This is a genomic window from Pseudomonas sp. SCT, from assembly GCF_003864275.1.
In the GTDB taxonomy this organism is placed as follows: domain Bacteria; phylum Pseudomonadota; class Gammaproteobacteria; order Pseudomonadales; family Pseudomonadaceae; genus Stutzerimonas; species Stutzerimonas stutzeri_AE.
Genome location: NZ_BDJA01000001.1, coordinates 677281 through 694380, shown reverse-complemented (window position 1 = coordinate 694380; position 17100 = coordinate 677281). Strand labels below are relative to the sequence as shown.

The following is a 17100-nucleotide window of genomic DNA, read 5'->3' as shown; positions in this document are numbered from 1 at the left end:
GATGCCGTGCATGAACCAGATCGCCAGCGTTGAACACAGCATCCAGCACCTCTCGTTCCGGGTTCGCCAGGCGCGCTATGCGCTGCCGATCGAGCTGGTTCGGGAAATCATCGAGTACGGCCAGATCACCAGCGTGCCGATGATGCCGGCGTGCATCCATGGGGTGATCAACCTGCGCGGCAACGTCGTGCCGGTGCTGGATCTGGCGGCGCGCTTCGGCATGGAGCGCACCGCCGCGGGCAAGCGCACCTGCATCGTGATCATCGAGCTGGAGCTCAACGAGGTGCAGCAGCGCATCGGCCTGGTGGTCGATGCAGTGGATGCGGTACTGGACATCGAAGGGCATGAAGTCGAGCCGGCACCGCCCTTCGGCAGCGGCATCCGCACCGACTTCATCGCCGGCATGGCGCGCAACGAGCAGGGCTTCACCATCATTCTCGACGTGCGCCGGGTGCTCTCGCTGGACGACATCCTGCAGCTCAATCGTGCCATGGCGCTGGCAGGCTGAAGTGACGACGACCCACCTGCCGACGCTGGGCGATCAGGACTTCCGCTTTCTGCAGAAGCTGATGGCCGAGGCTTCCGGGATTCGCATGAGCGAAGCCAAGCGCCCGCTGGTGGCTGGTCGGCTGATGCGCCGGCTGCGGGCGCTGGGCCTGCGCGACTATGGGCATTATCTAGACCTGCTGCGCGCGCCCGAGCAGCAGGTCGAGCGCCGGCTGGTGGTCGATCTGCTGACCACCAACGAAACCTATTTCTTCCGCGAGCCGCAGCACTTCCGCTTTCTCGCCCAGTGGCTGGCCGGCCGTCGCGGGCCGCTGCGCTGCTGGAGTGCCGCCTGCTCCAGCGGCGAAGAACCCTACAGCCTGGCCATGGTGCTGGCCGAGCACGCCAGCTCCGACTGGTCGATCCTCGCCAGCGACCTGAGCCAGAGCGTACTGCACAGGGCTCGCGAGGCGGTCTATCCGATGGCCGACACCGACGCCTTCCCGCCCGGCTGGCTCAAGCGCCACTGCCTGCGTGGCGTCGGCGCCCAGGATGGCAACTTTCGTATCAGCCAGGCGCTGCGCGAGCGGGTCAGCTTTCGCGAGATCAACCTCATGCGTCCACTGCCGCAGGATCTGGAGCCGATGGACCTGATCATGCTGCGCAACGTGCTGATCTACTTCGGCGCCGACGACAAGCGCGCCATCACCGCACGCCTGCTGCAGCACCTGCGCCCGGGCGGCCTGCTGCTGATCGGCCACGCCGAGAGCGTGCACGGTTTCGGCTTGCCGCTGCGCGGTGTGGCGCCTTCGGTGTTCGAGCGCCTATGAACCAGCCAGGTAGCCACACATGATCAAGGTCTTCATCGTCGACGACTCCGCGCTGGTGCGCCAGGTACTGACCGCCTGCCTGGACAGCCACCCGGGCATCCAGGTCATCGGCCAGGCCGCCGACCCGCTGTTCGCCCTGGAAAAGATGCAGCGCGACTGGCCGGACGTGCTGGTGCTGGACGTGGAAATGCCACGCATGGACGGCATCACCTTTCTGCGCAAGATCATGGCTGAACGACCGACACCGGCGATCATCTGCTCGACCCTCACCGAGGCCGGTGCGGCGATCACCCTGGAAGCGCTGGCAGCCGGAGCGGTCGGTGTGTTCACCAAGGCCCGCCTGGGCCTCAAGGAAAGCCTGCAGCAACTCTCCAGCGAGCTGATCCGGCAGATCGAACAGGCGGCCCGCAGCCGCCCGCGCGCCGCCGTGCGTGCACAAGCGAAGCCCAGCAGCCCGTCCCGAGAGCCATCGCCGGCGGCGGGGCTGACCACCACCGATCGAGTCATCGCGCTTGGCACCTCGACCGGCGGCACCCAGGCACTCGAGCTGGTGCTGCGCCAGTTGCCGGCAGACAGCCCGGGCATCGTCATCGTCCAGCACATGCCGGAGAAATTCACCGCAGCCTTCGCCCAGCGTTTGAACAACCTGTGCCAGATCGAGGTACGCGAGGCGCGCCACCTCGATCGCGTGCGCGCCGGGCTGGCGCTGGTCGCTCCCGGCGGGCGGCACATGCAGCTCAAGCGCAGCGGTGCGCAGTACTTCGTCGAGGTGCTCGACGGGCCGCCGGTCAACCGCCACAAACCCTCGGTGGATGTGCTGTTCCGCTCGGTAGCGCGGCATGCCGGGCACAACGCGCTGGGCATCATCATGACCGGCATGGGCGACGATGGCGCACGCGGCCTGCTGAACATGCGCGAGGCCGGTGCCCGCACCGTGGCGCAGGACGAAGCCAGCTGCGTGGTCTTCGGCATGCCGAAGGAGGCGCTGCAGATTGGCGCTGCGCAGAGCACCGAGGCCCTGGAAAACCTGCCCAGGCTGATCAGCGACTATGCGCGTGCAACCTGCCGCAACTGAGCACCGTGCCGTGCGGGCCGCGCCGCTCGACAATTGCTGATGTGATTCAGCGCGCCCCACCGATGCACCGAGCCTAAGTCCCCTGCTTTAGCAGGGATTCCCGTGACCGTACGGTTCCGCTATGGTGGCCAACAGATATCGCGGAGAAATCGTATGTTCCGCTGCACTACCGTCCTGCTGCTGTTGATCGCCTTGCTTGGCTGCCAGCCCGATTCGGAAGCCATTCGCATCGGCAGCAATCGCTGGCTTGGCTATGCGCCGCTCTACCTGGCGGACGACCTCGGCTGGACCGCCCCCAGCGGCGTCCGCCTAGTCGAGTACCCGACCACCACCGGCGTACTGCGCGGTTTTCGCAACGGCATGCTCGACGCCGCGATGCTCACCCTCGATGAAACCCTCGCCCTGCAGGACAGCGCCGCCGATCTCGACCTGGAGATCATTCTTATCACCAATGTCTCCGCTGGCGCCGATGCGCTGTTCGCCCGCGCTCCGGTGGCGACCCTGGCCGATCTGCGCGGCCAACGCATCGGCGTGGAGAACACTGCGCTCGGCGCCTACTTCCTCTCCCGCGTACTCGACCAGGCGCAGCTGACCATCGATGACCTGCAGGTGCTCAGCCTGCCGGTCCACGAGCAGGCCGAGGCCTTCGCCGCACAACAGGTCGATGCGGTGATCACCTTCGCCTCGGAGGGTCCGGCCCTGGAAAGCCAGGGCGCGCGGCGCATCTTCGACAGCCGTCAGCTGCCTGGGGAAATCATCGATGTGCTGGTGGTCGACCGGCAGCGGGTCAACCCCAAGCAACGCCGGCAGCTCAGAGCGCTCTGGTTCGATGCCCTGCGTACCTGGCAGGACAACCGCACCGAGGTCGATCCGCGACTGCACGCTCGCCTGGGCCTGACGCAGGATGAGCTGGACGTCACCCTGGGTGGATTGCTGATGGGCGACGGCAGCGTCAATCGCGAGTGGTTCGAAGGTGGCCAGCTGCAACAGAGCATCGGACGCCTGAGCCAGTACATGATCGAACGCCGCCTGCTCAACGGAATCCGGCATGACAGGCTGATCGCGAGCTGCGAGGTGATCAAATGCTGACAAGTTTGTCGCTACGAAAATCGATGCCGCTGCTGCTCGGTCTGTTCGGCCTGCTGTTCACCGTCCTGCTGATGCTCTGGCACCTGCCGACGCGGATCGAGGAAACCCTGACCGGCTGGCGTAATCACACCCATCAACACCTCTCGCTGCTGCAGAGCAGCCTGAGCGACCATCGTCGCCTGGGCCGCGTTGCCGAACTGGAAACCGAGCTGGCCGACCTCGCCAGTCTGGAGGGCGTGCGTTGGGCGATGGTCATCGACCCTGAATTCAAGGTGATCGCTGCAACCCGTCTCGGCCTCGCGCCTGAGCGACTGGAGTTGATCCGCGCAGACGATCTTGCGGCGCTCGTTGCCAGCGGTCGCGCCGGCTGGATCGGTGAAGACGCCGACCAGCAGTTGGCCATCTACCCGCTGGATCGCGTCGCCCAGAACGGCACGCCGCTGCGCGAAGCGCTGCTGGTGGAGTACGACTTCGCGCCGATGCTCGCGCAGACCAAGCGCGAGGCCTGGTTCTACCTGGCGCAGACCCTGGCGCTGCTGCTGTTGCTCGGGCTGATCCTCAACCGGCTCTACGGGCGTTTACTGACACGAAGACTGGCCTGCATCGACCAGGCGGCGCGCCAGTTTGCCCTCGACCAGCAGCCACAGCCGCCAGCGGTAAGCGGTCGCGACGAGATCGGCAAGCTCGCGCTCACCCTCAGCCGCATGATGAACCAGCTGCACGAGCGCCAGCTCGCCGTCAGCGAAAGCGAGCGGTTGTTCCGCGAGCTGGTCGACACGGCGCCGATCGGCATGCTGGTGGTCGACAGCGACCTGCGCGTGCTGCAAGCCAACCCTGCGGCCGCGGCGCTGTTCGGCTGCAGCCCCGACGAGCTTAGCAACAACCTGCCGGGTGATCGTCTGGTCGAAGGCGATGCCACCGCACGCCTGCGCAGCACCCCAGCCAACACCACCCTGGAGCTGACCGGCCGCCGCAATGGTCAGGAGGTGCCGCTGGAGATCAGCTGCACGCCCTTCCAGCGCTACGGGGAAAAGCACTTCCTGGTGCTGTTGCGCGACATCAGCGACCGCCTGCGCGCCGAGCAGCGCCTGCGCTTTCTCGCCCACTTCGATCCGCTGACGCAGCTGGCCAATCGCAACTATCTGATGCAGCGCCTGGAGCAGCTGCTATCGGCGCGGCTGCCGCTGAGCCTGCTCTACCTCGATCTGGATCACTTCAAGCGCATCAACGACAGCCTCGGTCACGAGGTCGGCGACAAGCTGCTGGTGCAGATAGGCGATCGCCTCGGCCAGCTGATGCCCGAGCACGCGCTGCTGTCGCGAACCGGCGGTGATGAGTTCATGCTGCTGCTCGACGGCTGCGACATTGCCAGCGCCGAACAGCTGGCCCGCCGCATCATCGACGGCTTCCAGCCACCGGTGCGCATCGGCCAGTACGAATGTTTCGTCAGCCCGAGCATCGGCATCACCGTCAGCGATGGTCGACACAGCGCCAGCGATCTGCTCAAGCAAGTCGACCTGGCGCTGTATGCAGCCAAGGACGCCGGGCGCAACTGCACGGTGGTCTACAACGAAGCACTCAGCGAGGCTGCCGCCGGACGCCGCGCCCTCGAGCAGGCCCTGCGCCGGGCGCTGGACCGGGACGAGTTCGTGCTGCATTACCAGGCCCAGGTCAATGCCCAGGGCGAGCCCGAAGTCATGGAAGCCCTGCTGCGCTGGAATTCGCCGGAGCGCGGCCTGGTACCGCCCGGAGAGTTCATTCCGGTGCTGGAAGACAGCGGCATGATCATCGAAGCGACGCGCTGGGTGTTCCGCGAAGCCTGCCGCCAGGCCTGCCGCTGGCATGCACAGGGCTACTCGCTGCGCATCGCGGTCAACCTTTCACCACTGGATTTCAGGCAGGCCGACCTGGCCGGCAGTCTGCTGGCGATACTCGAAGAGGAAGGCGCCTCGACCAGCATGCTCGAGCTGGAGATCACCGAAAGCGCGCTGCTCGAAGCGGACGAGCACGTGCAGCAGACGCTTACCCGCCTGAAGGCCGCCGGGCTGCCGCTGCTGCTCGACGATTTCGGCACCGGCTATGCCTCGCTGACCTATCTGCAGCGCTTCCGCTTCGACGGCATCAAGATCGACCGCGAATTCGTCAGCGGCCTGCCCGACAGTGAAGAGTCCGTCGCGCTGGTGCGGGGCATCCTTACCATGGCCAGCCACCTCGGCCTGCACGTGGTCGCCGAAGGGGTAGAGAACGAGCGTCAGGCGGCGTTCCTGCGCCTCAACGGCTGCCCCAGCCTGCAGGGTTTCTATTACGCTCGGCCACAGCCGGCGGCGCAGTGCCGGTTGCAGCAGAACGGCGGCCCGATCAACCTGCAGCTGCCACTGGACGCCTGATCTGCATCTGCGCGGGCATACCGGCAAACCGCCTTCAATTGCGATTAATTCTCAGTTGAGCTAGGTTCGTTGCCCCCTCCGGCGGCACGCTCCCATGCGCGACAACAACAAGATTCCCGAAGCCTGCCTGCAGTGCTACATCCACCATCGCCAGCAGCTGGTCGCCCATCTCACCCGCCTCGGTGGTTGCCGCGCGCTGGCTGAGGATCTGGCGCAGGACGCCTGGCTGAAACTCGCTCAGATCATGCCCGAGCAGCGCCTCGATAACCCCAAGGCCTATCTCTTTCGCATCGCCACCAACCTGTTGCGTGATGCCATGCGCCGTCGCGCCCTGCTCGGTGCATCGGACGAAGGTCCACTGGAACTCATCGAAGCGGTCCAGGCCGACCCCTGCGCGCTGGTGGAAAATCACTGTGCGCTGCAGTGCGTACTGCGCCAGCTCGCCGACTTGCCGCCACGTTGTCGCGAGGTGTTCGAACTGGCCCGACTGGAAGGGCTCAGCCAGGCCGAGATCGCCGAGCGCCTGGGCATCTCGGTGAATACCGTGATCGCCCAGCTGGCCAAGGCGCGCCAGCGGCTGGAGCGGCCGTAATTTTTTTCTCCGACGCCGTAATGGTTTTTCCGCGCTGATTCGTCTTGCCTGTGCCCTTGCGCAATTGAGATTAATTCTCGATTAACCAGCATCCTCGCAGATGCTTTCGTGCGGCCCCGCCGCCAGACAAGAAACCACCGATGTCGCGAAAACGGCCCGTTCCGGGTCACGGCCGCGCTCGGCCCGAGGAATGTGCATGACCCCGTCCAGTACCGTAGTGCCCTTCGCCCCCGGCCCCGTCAGCAACGGGCTGTTCACCCGCAGCAATCACGATGACTATCGCCAGCTCCTGCAGCAGGGACTGAACCTGGTGCAGCAGTGCCTGCAGCGCCAGCAGCAGCCATTCAGCGGCATCCTTCCGCAGGAACTGGCCGCCGATTTCGAGCGCGTCGATCTCGAGCGTCCGCTGGGCGACGCCGGCGCCGCGTTGCGCGAGCTGGATCAGCTCTATCTGCGCGACGCGGTGTACTTCCATCATCCGCGCTATGTCGCCCACCTCAACTGCCCGGTGGTGCTGCCCGCGCTGCTCGCCGAAGTGCTGGTGTCGTCGCTCAACTCCTCGCTGGACACCTGGGACCAGAGCGCCGGCGGCACGCTGATCGAACAGCGCCTGATCGACTGGACCTGCGCGCGCATCGGTCTCGGCAGCCAGGCCGACGGCGTGTTCACCAGCGGCGGCACCCAATCGAACCTGATGGGCCTGCTGCTGGCCCGCGAGCACGTCTGCAACCGCCTGCCCGACCACGGCGGCAACCTGCGTCACGGCCTGCCGGCCGAGGCCGCCGGGCTGCGCATCTTCGCCTCCCGCGCCAGCCACTTCAGCGTGCAGAAATCCGCCGCGCTGCTGGGGCTGGGCTACGACGCCGTGCGCAGCATCGAAACCGACAGTGCCCAGTGCATGAGCGTGCCGGCGCTGGCCCAGGCGCTGGCGGACTGTCAGCGCCTGGGCGAGCTGCCCATGGCCGTGGTCGCCACCGCCGGCACCACCGACTTCGGCAGCATCGACCCGCTGCCCGAAATCGCCGCGCTGTGCCAGCACTACGGCGTCTGGTTGCACGTCGATGCGGCCTATGGCGGCGGTCTGCTGGTCGCACCGCGCTACCGCGACTGGCTGGCCGGTATCGAGCACGCCGACTCGGTCACCGTCGACTACCACAAGTCGTTCTTCCAGCCGGTCAGCTGCAGCGGTTTCTTCGTTCGCCAGCGCCAGCACCTGAGTTACATCACCCACCACGCCGACTACCTCAACCCGCGCAGCCAGACCCGCGAGGGCACGCCGAACCTGGTCAACAAGAGCATCCAGACCACCCGCCGCTTCGACGCGCTGAAGCTCTGGCTGACCCTGCGCATCCTCGGGGCCGAGCATATCGGTGCGATGTTCGAGGAGGTCATCGACCGCGCCGCCGACACCCATCGCCTGCTCGCCAATGATCCTGCCTTCGAAGTCTTCACCCCGCGCCTGAGCACGCTGGTGTTCCGCTTCGTCGCCCCGGGCGTGGCGAACGAGCGCCTGGATGAGATCAACCGCGAGATCCGCAAGGCGATCTTCCGCTCCGGCGCGGCGGTCATTGCCGCCACCGTGGTCGAGGGCCGGCAGTACCTCAAGTTCACCCTGCTCAACCCGGAAACCACGCTGAACGACCTGCGCGCCATCGTCGAGCTGATTCGCGACCACGGCGCCCGCCTGCTCGACGAGCTACCCACCGCCGCCAACCAGTAAGGAGATCGCACATGAGCAAGCTGTATGACTTCATCGGTATCGGCATCGGCCCGTTCAACCTCGGTCTGGCCTGCCTGGCCGAACCCATCGACGGGCTCGACTGCCTGTTCCTCGACCGCGCCGAGGGCTTTAACTGGCACCCCGGCATGATGCTCGACAGCGCCACCCTGCAGACGCCGTTCATGGCCGATCTGGTGACCCTGGCTGACCCCACCAGCCGCTTCAGCTTTCTCAACTACGCCAAGCAGGTCGGGCGGCTGTACGCCTTCTACATCAAGGAAGATTTCTTCCTGATGCGCCGCGAGTACAACCAGTACTGCCAGTGGGTGGTCGAGCAGCTCGACAGCCTGCGCTTCGAGCACTTCGTCCAGCAGGTCGACTACCTCGACGAGCGCCGCTGCTATCGGGTGCGCGGCGTGCACACTCGCAGCGGCGAGGGCTTCGAGTTCCTCACCCGCCGCCTGGTACTCGGCACCGGCACCACGCCCTATCTGCCGACCTGCTGCGAGGCACTGGCCGAGCACGTCAGCCACAGCGGCAACTACCTGCAGGACAAGCCGCGCCTGCAGGGCAAGCGCTCGATCACCGTGGTCGGCAGCGGTCAGAGTGCGGCCGAGATTTACTACGACCTGTTGCAGGAGATCGACCGCCACGACTACCAGCTCAACTGGATCACCCGCGCGCCGCGCTTCTTCCCGCTGGAATACACCAAGCTGACGCTGGAAATGACCAGCCCGGAGTACATCGACTACTTCCACAGCCTGCCGCGCAGCACCCGGGAAAAGCTCATCGATAGCCAGAAGGGTCTGTACAAGGGCATCAACGCCACCCTGATCAACGCCATCTACGACGAGCTGTACAACCAGAGCCTCAAGGGCGAGGTGCCAACCCAGCTGCTGACCAACGCCGAGCTGCGTCGCTGCCAGCGCCTGGGCGATGGCACGCTGGAGCTGGAGTTCTTCCAGCATGAGCTGGAGCAGAGCTATCGCCACCGCTGCGACGCACTGGTGATGGCCAGCGGGTATCAGTACCGCCTTCCGCGCTGCATCCAGCCGATTGCCGAGCGTATCGCCTGGCAGGCACCGGAACGCTTCGCCGTGGCGCGCAACTACAGCATCGACCGCAACGGCGGCGAGGTCTTCGTTCAGAACGCCGGGCTCGTCGATCACGGTCTGGTAACGCCGGATCTCGGCATGGGCTGCTACCGCAACGCGTGCATCCTGCGCGAGATCTGCGGGCGCGAGCACTACGCGGTGGAAACGAAGATCGCCTTCCAGCAGTTCAGTTTGCCGCAGCCGGTGACACCCCAGGGCGCGGTGGCGGCGCGATGACGCTGCGACGCGCGCTGATCGGCATGACGCTGCTGGCAGTGCTCGGCGACAGCCTGCTGATGCCGTTCTACCCGCAGTACTTCACCGAACGCTTCGGCGAGCTGCGCAGCGAGCAGGTCGGGCTGTACCTGGCCGCGGTGTGCCTGGTAGCGATGCTCGCCTTGCCGCTGTGGGTGCGCCTGTCCAGGCATGCGCATCCGCTGCGCCTGCTGATCTTCGGCCAGTTGATGGCCGGGCTGCTGGCGCTGGCCTGCGCGGCGATCGAGCAACAATGGCTGTTCTGGCCAGTGTCGCTGACGATGATCGCCTTCAAGGCCAGCTACCTGCTGATGTACCCCTACGTGATGGGACTGGTGGGCGCCGACCAGCAGGTGCGTACCATCGGCCTGCTCTCGGTGGTGGTGCATCTGGGCGCGATTGCCGGCGCCACGCTGGGTGGCGGGGTGCTGCATTACCTCAGCCCGGCGCGGATGTTTGTGCTGATGGGCCTGATGGACTTCGTGCAGATGGCTGTCAGCCTGCTCTTGTTGCGCCATGCGCCGCAACCGACACGGGTCGATGCAAGCACGCCGCCACGGCCGCGCGGGGAGCACCTGGCAATCGCCCGGCTGTGCCTGCTGATGCTGGCGTTCTACTTCTGCATCTACCTGGCGCGGCCGTTCTTCACGGTGTACTGGGAACAGCTCGGCGGGCCTCAGGCAAGCTGGATCACCGGCCTGGTCTATGCCATTCCCGGCATGCTGGCGCTGCTCGCCCTGGCCCTGCATTACCACGCCGGCCAGCGCCTGACCGCCTGGCTGCTGCTGGGCGCGGCCGGACTGGCGCTGCAGGGCATCGAGCAGATGCCAACAGTGCTCGCCGGCCGTGTGCTATTCGGCTGGGCGCTGTATCAGCTCACCGTGGCACTGGATGCGCGGCTGTTCGCCCTCAGCCGGCCGGAGCACTACGGCCGCGACTACAGCCTGATCAACATCTTCCAGAACCTCGGCGTGCTCGCCGCCTCCTGGCTGGCCGGACTGGCGGTCCGCGACGCCGGCCTCGCCGCGCCGTTCTTCCTTTCCGCCATCGGCCTCGTTCTCACCGCCTGCGTGCTGCGCTGGCTGCTGGTTTCAGCAGCGGCGCGTGCGCCCCTCTGTGGAGCCAAATCATGAATACCGCTCTTTCCCGCGCGGATGGTCCGCGCTTCGTTCGCTACTGCGCGCTTGGCGCCATGCACTTTGAAACCGTGCAGCCAGAACATTTGCCGTTGCTGCATGACTGGCTGCGCCGCGACTACGCGCGCTTCTGGGCCATGGGCCATTTGAGCCTGGCGCAGTTGACCAATTACGTCGACGAAATCCAGCGCAGCAGCCATCGCGACATTGCCCTCGGCATGTGCAACGGCGAGCCGGCGTTCCTGTTCGAGGGCTATCACCCGGCCCACGACCGCCTCGCCGATCACTACCAGGTGCGCCCTGGCGACCGCGGCATGCACCTGCTACTTGCGCCCTGCGAGCGCCCGGTGCACGGCTTCAGTCTGGAAGTCATGCGCAGCATCCTCGCCTACCAGTTCGCCGACCCTTTCGCACGACGCATCGTCGTCGAGCCCGACGCGCGCAACGCCAAGGTGCATGCCTTGAACCAGCGCGTCGGCTTCGTTTACCAGCGCCTGCTGCAGCTCCCGGAAAAGGACGCCTGCCTGGCGTTCTGCACGCGCGCGCAGTTCCTCGCCACCCTTCAGGAGAATCCGCAATGAATCAGCTCGTGCAACTGCCAACCGCCGCCGGCGATCTGGCCACCGAACACCTGCAGGCCGAACATTGGGCCCGCGCCAATCGCCTGCTGGTGAAGAAAGCCCTGGCCGAGTTCAGCCACGAGAAGCTGCTCAGCCCCGAGCCGCTGGGCGACAGCCACTACCGCGTCGCAGTGCCGGACAGCTCGACCGAGTACCGCTTCAAGGCGCGACGACTGGCGCTGGATCACTGGTCCATCGTTACCGACTCCATCGAGAAACTTGGCGATGGCCAGCCGCAGCCACTGGACGCGCTGAGCTTCATCATCGAGTTCGCCGACACCCTGGGCATCTCGGAAAACAACCTGCCGGTCTACCTCGACGAGATCAGCAGCACCTTGTTCGGCAGCGCCTACAAGCTCGCCAACAGCCCGCTGAGCGCTGCCCAGCTGGCCCTGGCGGACTTCCAGCAGATCGAGACCGGCATGCGCGAAGGCCACCCGGGCTTCGTCGCCAACAACGGGCGGATGGGCTTCGACGCTCAGGATTACCGCGCCTATGCCCCGGAAGCGGCGAGCCCGGTGCGCCTGGTCTGGCTTGCCGTGCACCGCAGCCGCGCCAGCTACAGTGCCATCGACGGGCTCGACCAGCCGACCCTGCTGCGTGACGAGCTCGGTGGTCAGCTCGAGGTGTTTCATAGCCAGCTGCGCGCGCTGCAGCTCGACCCCGACGACTACCTGCTGATGCCGGCGCACCCCTGGCAGTGGCACAACATCCTCGCCATCGGCTTCGCCGCCGAGATCGCCAATCGGCAGATCGTCCATCTCGGCCTGAGCAATGACCGCTACCTCGCGCAGCAGTCGATCCGCACCTTTTTCAACCAGAGCCAGCCGCAGCGGCGCTACGTGAAGACCGCCCTGTCGATCCTCAACATGGGCTTCATGCGCGGGCTGTCGCCCTACTACATGCAGGCGACGCCGGCGATCAACGCCTACCTCGCCAAGCGCGTGGCCAGCGACCCCGTGCTGCGCGACTGCGGCTTCCAGTTGCTGCGCGAAGTGGCAGCGATCGGCTATCGCAACCCTTACTACGAGCAGGCGCTGCCGGCCAGCAGCCCCTACCGCAAGATGCTTTCAGCGCTGTGGCGCGAGAGCCCGCTGGGCCACATCGAACCCGGCCAGCGGCTGATGACCATGGCCGCGCTGCTGCACAGCGACGGCGACGAGCGCGCCCTGCTGCCGACGTTGATCAGCGCCTCGGGGCTTACCGCCGACCGCTGGCTGCGCCTTTACCTCAATGCGTACCTGAGGCCGCTGCTGCACTGCTTTTATGCCCACGACCTGGTGTTCATGCCGCATGGCGAGAACCTGATTCTGGTGCTGGAAGGTCACCTGCCGGTGCGCGTGCTGATGAAGGACATCGGCGAGGAAGCGGTGATTCTCGATGCCGACGCGCAGATTCCCGAGGCCGTAGGTCGCCTGGCGGTATCGGTGCCCGACGAGCTCAAGGTGCTGTCGATCTTCACCGACGTGTTCGACGGCTTCTTCCGCTACCTCAGTCAGATTCTCGATGAGCAAGTCGGCCTGCCGGAACAGCGCTTCTGGCAACAGGTGGCCGACTGCATCGCCGACTATCAGGCCAGCCAGCCGCAGCTGCGCGACAAGTTCGCCCGCTACGACCTGTTCGCCGAGGAATTCGCCCGCTCCTGCCTGAACCGCCTGCAGCTGGGCAATAACCGGCAGATGCTGGATCTGGCCGATCCGGCCGGTGCGCTGAAATTCGCCGGCACCCTGAAAAACCCCGTCGCGCCCTATGCGCCGGAACGCTGAAACCCAATGGGCGGATGACGAGGCGCTGAACGACCTGCTGCTGCGGGTGCGCAGCGCCCTGCCCGGATTGGACGGTCGCATCGGCTCGCCAAGACCCGACGAGCTGATGCTGGATCGCCCGCAGTCGCTGGCCGCCCTGCTGGCGCACTGGCAGGCGGCGCATCCGGAAGCGGGCCGGCACTACTGGGCGGCGCGCTGCTGGACGCTGCTGGTCTGGCAGCCGATCTATCTGCAGGTGCTGGCCGTACAGCTCGATGGCCAGGCACCCGAGCTGGACGGCATGGCGCAAGGTCTGCAGCAGGGCTTCGTCGCCGGTTTCTGCCTGCCGGCGCACCAGCCGCTGCATGCCGACGCTCAACGGCTGCTGCGGCATGCCGGGCAACAGATCCGCCAGTTCTGCGCCCAGGCCCATGCGGCCTGCGGCGCGTTGCTCGGCCTGCATCCGAAGCTCGCGCAGCGTCTCGCTGCGGACTGCGTGCTGGCCGCGCTGCTGCACGCGCAACGGACCGAAGGTTGCGGCAACCTGCAGCTGTGCCGGCGCGCCGATGCCTGGCTGGACGCCTGCGGCATGCCGGGTGCCAGCGGCCTGTTGGCGGTGCAGCTGGCCAATGGCAGCACCCGCCTCGGCTTGCAGCGAAAGGCCTGCTGCCAGCATTTCCGCCGCGCCGACGGTGAGCTCTGCGACAGTTGCCCGAAGCTGCCGCTCGCCGAGCGCACTCGACGCCTGCGCGAGCAGCATGGTTAGCGCTCGCTGACCTCAGGCAGCATCCCGACACCTTACGCAGCTGGATACACATCACGCGGGCGAACCTTGTGGCTGCCGCGGGCGTTTCTTTGCTAATGTCGCGCCCGTTTCCGACTGCCGCCGACGACAGGTTCCCGCATGGCCCGCAAGAAAGCTGCCCTCGATTTCGAACAATCCCTCGCCGAGCTGCAACAGCTGGTCGAGCGCCTGGAAAGCGGCGAGTTGTCGCTGGAAGATTCGCTGACCTGCTTCGAACAGGGCATCGGCCTGACCCGCGATTGCCAGGCGGCGCTGAGCCAGGCCGAGCAGAAGGTACAGATCCTGCTGGAACGCGACGGCAGTCTGCAGGAAGCCCCCTTCGAGTCGGACCCCGAAGCATGATGATCGGCGACTACCAGAAAAGCTGTCAGCAGCGCGTCGACGGCTGCCTCGAAACGCTCTTCGTCGCGCCGCTGCCGCAGCTCGAGCGGCTCTACCAGGCCATGCGCTACAGCGTGATGAACGGCGGCAAGCGGGTCCGCCCACTGCTGGTCTACGCCGCCTGCGAAGCACTGAACGGCGACAAGGCCAGCGCTGACGGCGCGGCCTGCGCCGTCGAGCTGATCCACGCTTACTCGCTGGTGCACGACGACCTGCCGGCCATGGACGACGACGACCTGCGCCGCGGCCAACCCACCACGCACAAGGCGTTCGACGAGGCCTGCGCCATCCTCGCCGGCGACGGCCTGCAGAGTCTCGCTTTCGAGGCCATGGCCCAGGCCGCGCACAACCCGCAGGACGCCACGCTGCGCCTGCGCATGTTCGCCGTGCTGGCCCGCGCCGCCGGACCGGCCGGTATGGTCGGCGGGCAAGCCATCGACCTCGGTTCGGTCGGCCTCAAGCTCGATCGCGACGCGCTGGAGCTGATGCACCGGCACAAGACCGGCGCGCTGATCGAAGCCAGCGTGCAGCTCGGCGCCCTCGCCAGTGGCCGTGCCGATGCCGACAACCTCGCCTCGCTGAGCCAGTACGCCCGCGCCATCGGCCTGGCCTTTCAGGTCCAGGACGACATTCTCGACGTCGAAAGCGACACCGCGACCCTCGGCAAACACCAGGGCGCCGATATCGCCAGGGACAAACCGACCTACCCGGCGCTGCTCGGCATGGACGCGGCCAAGGCCTATGCGCTGGAGCTACGCGACCAGGCGCTGCACGCGCTGCGGCCATTCGATATCGCCGCCGAGCCGCTGCGCGAGCTGGCGCGCTACATCGTCGAACGACGCAACTGAGCGTTTTCGCGTCGAACGCAGTCAAACCCCTAGCGGACCCAGGGCCGTTCTTATCGAAGGGCCCATCGGGTAAACTGCCGCTCTTTTTTCAACGACAACGATCCGCCTGATGCCCAAGACTTTTCACGAGATCCCTCGGGTTCGCCCCACGACGCCCGTTCTTGACCGAGCGGCGACTCCCGAACAGCTGCGTCGACTGGGCGAAGCGGAACTCGAAGAGCTTGCCAACGAATTGCGCCAGGAGCTGCTGTACAGCGTCGGCCGCACCGGCGGGCACTTCGGTGCCGGCCTCGGCGTGATCGAGCTGACCATCGCCCTGCACTACGTCTACGACACACCGGACGACCGGCTGGTGTGGGATGTGGGCCATCAGGCCTATCCGCACAAGATCCTCACCGGCCGCCGTGAGCGCATGGGTACGCTGCGCCAGAAGGAAGGCCTGGCCGCCTTCCCGCGCCGCTCGGAGAGCGAATACGACACCTTCGGCGTCGGCCATTCCAGCACCTCGATCAGCGCCGCCCTGGGCATGGCGGTCGCCGCCCGTCTGAAAGGCGAGCAGCGCAAGTCCATCGCGGTGATCGGCGATGGCGCCCTGACCGCCGGCATGGCCTTCGAGGCGCTCAACCACGCCCCGGAAGTCGGCGCCAACATGCTGGTGGTGCTCAACGACAACGACATGTCGATCTCGCGCAACGTCGGCGGGCTGTCCAACTACCTGGCCAAGATTCTCTCCAGCCGCACCTATTCGAGCATGCGCGAAGGCAGCAAGAAGATCCTCTCGCGCCTGCCGGGCGCCTGGGAAATCGCCCGCCGCACCGAGGAGTACGCCAAGGGCATGCTCGTGCCCGGCACGCTGTTCGAGGAGCTGGGCTGGAATTACATCGGCCCCATCGACGGCCATGACCTGCCGACGCTGATCGCCACCCTGCGCAACATGCGCGACCTCGACGGCCCGCAGTTCCTACATGTCGTGACGAAGAAGGGCAAGGGTTTCGCCCCGGCCGAAGCCGATCCGATCACCTGGCATGCGATCAGCAAGCTGGAACCGGTCGGTGCGCCGCCGGCACCGAAGAAGCCTGCGGGGCCGAAGTATTCCAACGTCTTTGGCCAGTGGCTGTGCGACATGGCCGCCGCCGACCCGCGCCTGACCGGCATCACCCCGGCGATGAAGGAAGGTTCGGACCTGGTGGCCTTCAGCGAGCGCTATCCGCAGCGTTACTTCGACGTCGCCATCGCTGAGCAACACGCGGTGACGCTGGCGGCCGGCATGGCCTGCGAAGGCATGAAGCCGGTGGTGGCGATCTACTCGACCTTCCTCCAGCGCGCCTACGATCAGCTGATCCACGACGTCGCGGTGCAGAATCTCGACGTGCTGTTCGCCATCGACCGTGCCGGACTGGTCGGCGAAGACGGCCCGACCCACGCCGGCAGCTTCGATCTGTCCTACCTGCGCTGCATCCCCGGCATGCTGGTGATGACGCCCAGCGACGAGAACGAGATGCGCCGCATGCTCACCACCGGCTACCACTTCGAAGGCCCGGCCGCGGTGCGCTACCCGCGCGGTAGCGGCCCCAACGCCGCCATCGAGCCCAGGCTGGAACCGCTGGAGATCGGCAAGGCTGTAGTCCGCCGCCAGGGCAGCAAGATCGCCTTGCTGGTATTCGGCGTGCAGCTGCCGGAGGCAATGCAGGTCGGCGAGGCGCTGGACGCCACGGTGGTCGACATGCGGTTCGTCAAACCACTGGACGAAGCCCTGCTACGCGAACTGGCGGGCAGCCACGAGCTGCTGGTGACGGTCGAGGAAAACAGCATCATGGGCGGTGCCGGCAGCGCAGTCGCCGAGTTCCTCACCGGCGAAAGCATTCTCAAACCGTTGCTGCATCTAGGCCTGCCGGACTACTACGTCGAACACGCCAAACCCAGCGAAATGCTCGCCGAGTGCGGCCTGGATGCGGCCGGCATCGAAGCGGCGGTGCGCAAGCGCCTGGCGGCACTCGGCAAAGCCTAACCTCGTTTTGGTGGATGGGTGGAGCGTCA

15 protein-coding genes are annotated in these 17100 nt (G+C 66.3%); all 15 read left to right on the top strand.

Annotated elements, in window-relative coordinates:
• The first annotated feature begins 10 nt into the window (after positions 1 to 10).
• The 15 genes from BHD08_RS03200 (at position 11) to dxs (ending at position 17071) form a co-directional block, all read left to right on the top strand.
• Positions 11 to 508, top strand: coding sequence for a chemotaxis protein CheW (locus BHD08_RS03200; RefSeq protein WP_015275604.1), 498 nt, complete (start codon positions 11 to 13; stop codon positions 506 to 508).
• A 1-nt stretch (position 509) separates the two neighbouring features.
• A complete protein-coding gene (locus BHD08_RS03195) occupies positions 510 to 1316 on the top strand; it encodes a protein-glutamate O-methyltransferase CheR (RefSeq protein WP_015275603.1) in 807 nt (268 codons plus the stop codon).
• 19 nt (positions 1317 to 1335) lie between these two features.
• Positions 1336 to 2391, top strand: coding sequence for a chemotaxis response regulator protein-glutamate methylesterase (locus BHD08_RS03190; protein WP_015275602.1), 1056 nt, complete (start codon positions 1336 to 1338; stop codon positions 2389 to 2391).
• 153 nt (positions 2392 to 2544) lie between these two features.
• Positions 2545 to 3480, top strand: coding sequence for an ABC transporter substrate-binding protein (locus tag BHD08_RS03185; protein ID WP_015275601.1), 936 nt, complete (start codon positions 2545 to 2547; stop codon positions 3478 to 3480).
• Positions 3474 to 5867, top strand: a complete 2394-nt coding sequence (locus tag BHD08_RS03180) for a bifunctional diguanylate cyclase/phosphodiesterase (RefSeq protein WP_015275600.1) — start codon at positions 3474 to 3476, stop codon at positions 5865 to 5867. The genes BHD08_RS03185 and BHD08_RS03180 overlap by 7 nt, the downstream gene beginning before the upstream one ends.
• Before the next feature lie 94 nt (positions 5868 to 5961).
• The gene (locus tag BHD08_RS03175) at positions 5962 to 6459 is read left to right on the top strand and encodes an RNA polymerase sigma factor (protein WP_015275599.1); all 498 of its coding nucleotides are present in this window, start codon (positions 5962 to 5964) and stop codon (positions 6457 to 6459) included.
• Between the two features lie 196 nt (positions 6460 to 6655).
• Positions 6656 to 8179, top strand: a complete 1524-nt coding sequence (locus BHD08_RS03170; protein WP_015275598.1) for an aspartate aminotransferase family protein — start codon at positions 6656 to 6658, stop codon at positions 8177 to 8179.
• Positions 8180 to 8190: 11 nt separating this feature from the next.
• Complete coding sequence (locus BHD08_RS03165; RefSeq protein WP_015275597.1) at positions 8191 to 9510, top strand: lysine N(6)-hydroxylase/L-ornithine N(5)-oxygenase family protein; 1320 nt, start codon at positions 8191 to 8193, stop codon at positions 9508 to 9510.
• Positions 9507 to 10661 (top strand): MFS transporter, encoded by a 1155-nt coding sequence (locus BHD08_RS03160; protein WP_015275596.1) that lies wholly within the window; start codon positions 9507 to 9509, stop codon positions 10659 to 10661. Before BHD08_RS03165 ends, BHD08_RS03160 begins: the two co-directional genes overlap by 4 nt.
• Positions 10658 to 11245, top strand: coding sequence for a GNAT family N-acetyltransferase (locus tag BHD08_RS03155; protein ID WP_015275595.1), 588 nt, complete (start codon positions 10658 to 10660; stop codon positions 11243 to 11245). Before BHD08_RS03160 ends, BHD08_RS03155 begins: the two co-directional genes overlap by 4 nt.
• Positions 11242 to 13050 (top strand): IucA/IucC family siderophore biosynthesis protein, encoded by a 1809-nt coding sequence (locus BHD08_RS03150; RefSeq protein ID WP_125020782.1) that lies wholly within the window; start codon positions 11242 to 11244, stop codon positions 13048 to 13050. Before BHD08_RS03155 ends, BHD08_RS03150 begins: the two co-directional genes overlap by 4 nt.
• Positions 13034 to 13795: a siderophore ferric iron reductase gene (locus BHD08_RS03145; RefSeq protein WP_125020781.1), complete on the top strand. Its 762-nt coding sequence runs from the start codon at positions 13034 to 13036 to the stop codon at positions 13793 to 13795. The genes BHD08_RS03150 and BHD08_RS03145 overlap by 17 nt, the downstream gene beginning before the upstream one ends.
• A gap of 138 nt (positions 13796 to 13933) precedes the next feature.
• Complete coding sequence (locus tag BHD08_RS03140) at positions 13934 to 14176, top strand: exodeoxyribonuclease VII small subunit (RefSeq protein ID WP_003283056.1); 243 nt, start codon at positions 13934 to 13936, stop codon at positions 14174 to 14176.
• Positions 14176 to 15063 carry a polyprenyl synthetase family protein gene (locus BHD08_RS03135; RefSeq protein ID WP_041756883.1) on the top strand — a complete coding sequence of 296 codons (888 nt, stop codon included), beginning with the start codon at positions 14176 to 14178 and terminating at the stop codon, positions 15061 to 15063. Before BHD08_RS03140 ends, BHD08_RS03135 begins: the two co-directional genes overlap by 1 nt.
• Before the next feature lie 109 nt (positions 15064 to 15172).
• On the top strand, positions 15173 to 17071 hold the full coding sequence (dxs, locus tag BHD08_RS03130) for a 1-deoxy-D-xylulose-5-phosphate synthase (protein ID WP_125020780.1): 1899 nt from the start codon (positions 15173 to 15175) through the stop codon (positions 17069 to 17071).
• Positions 17072 to 17100 lie beyond the last annotated feature (29 nt).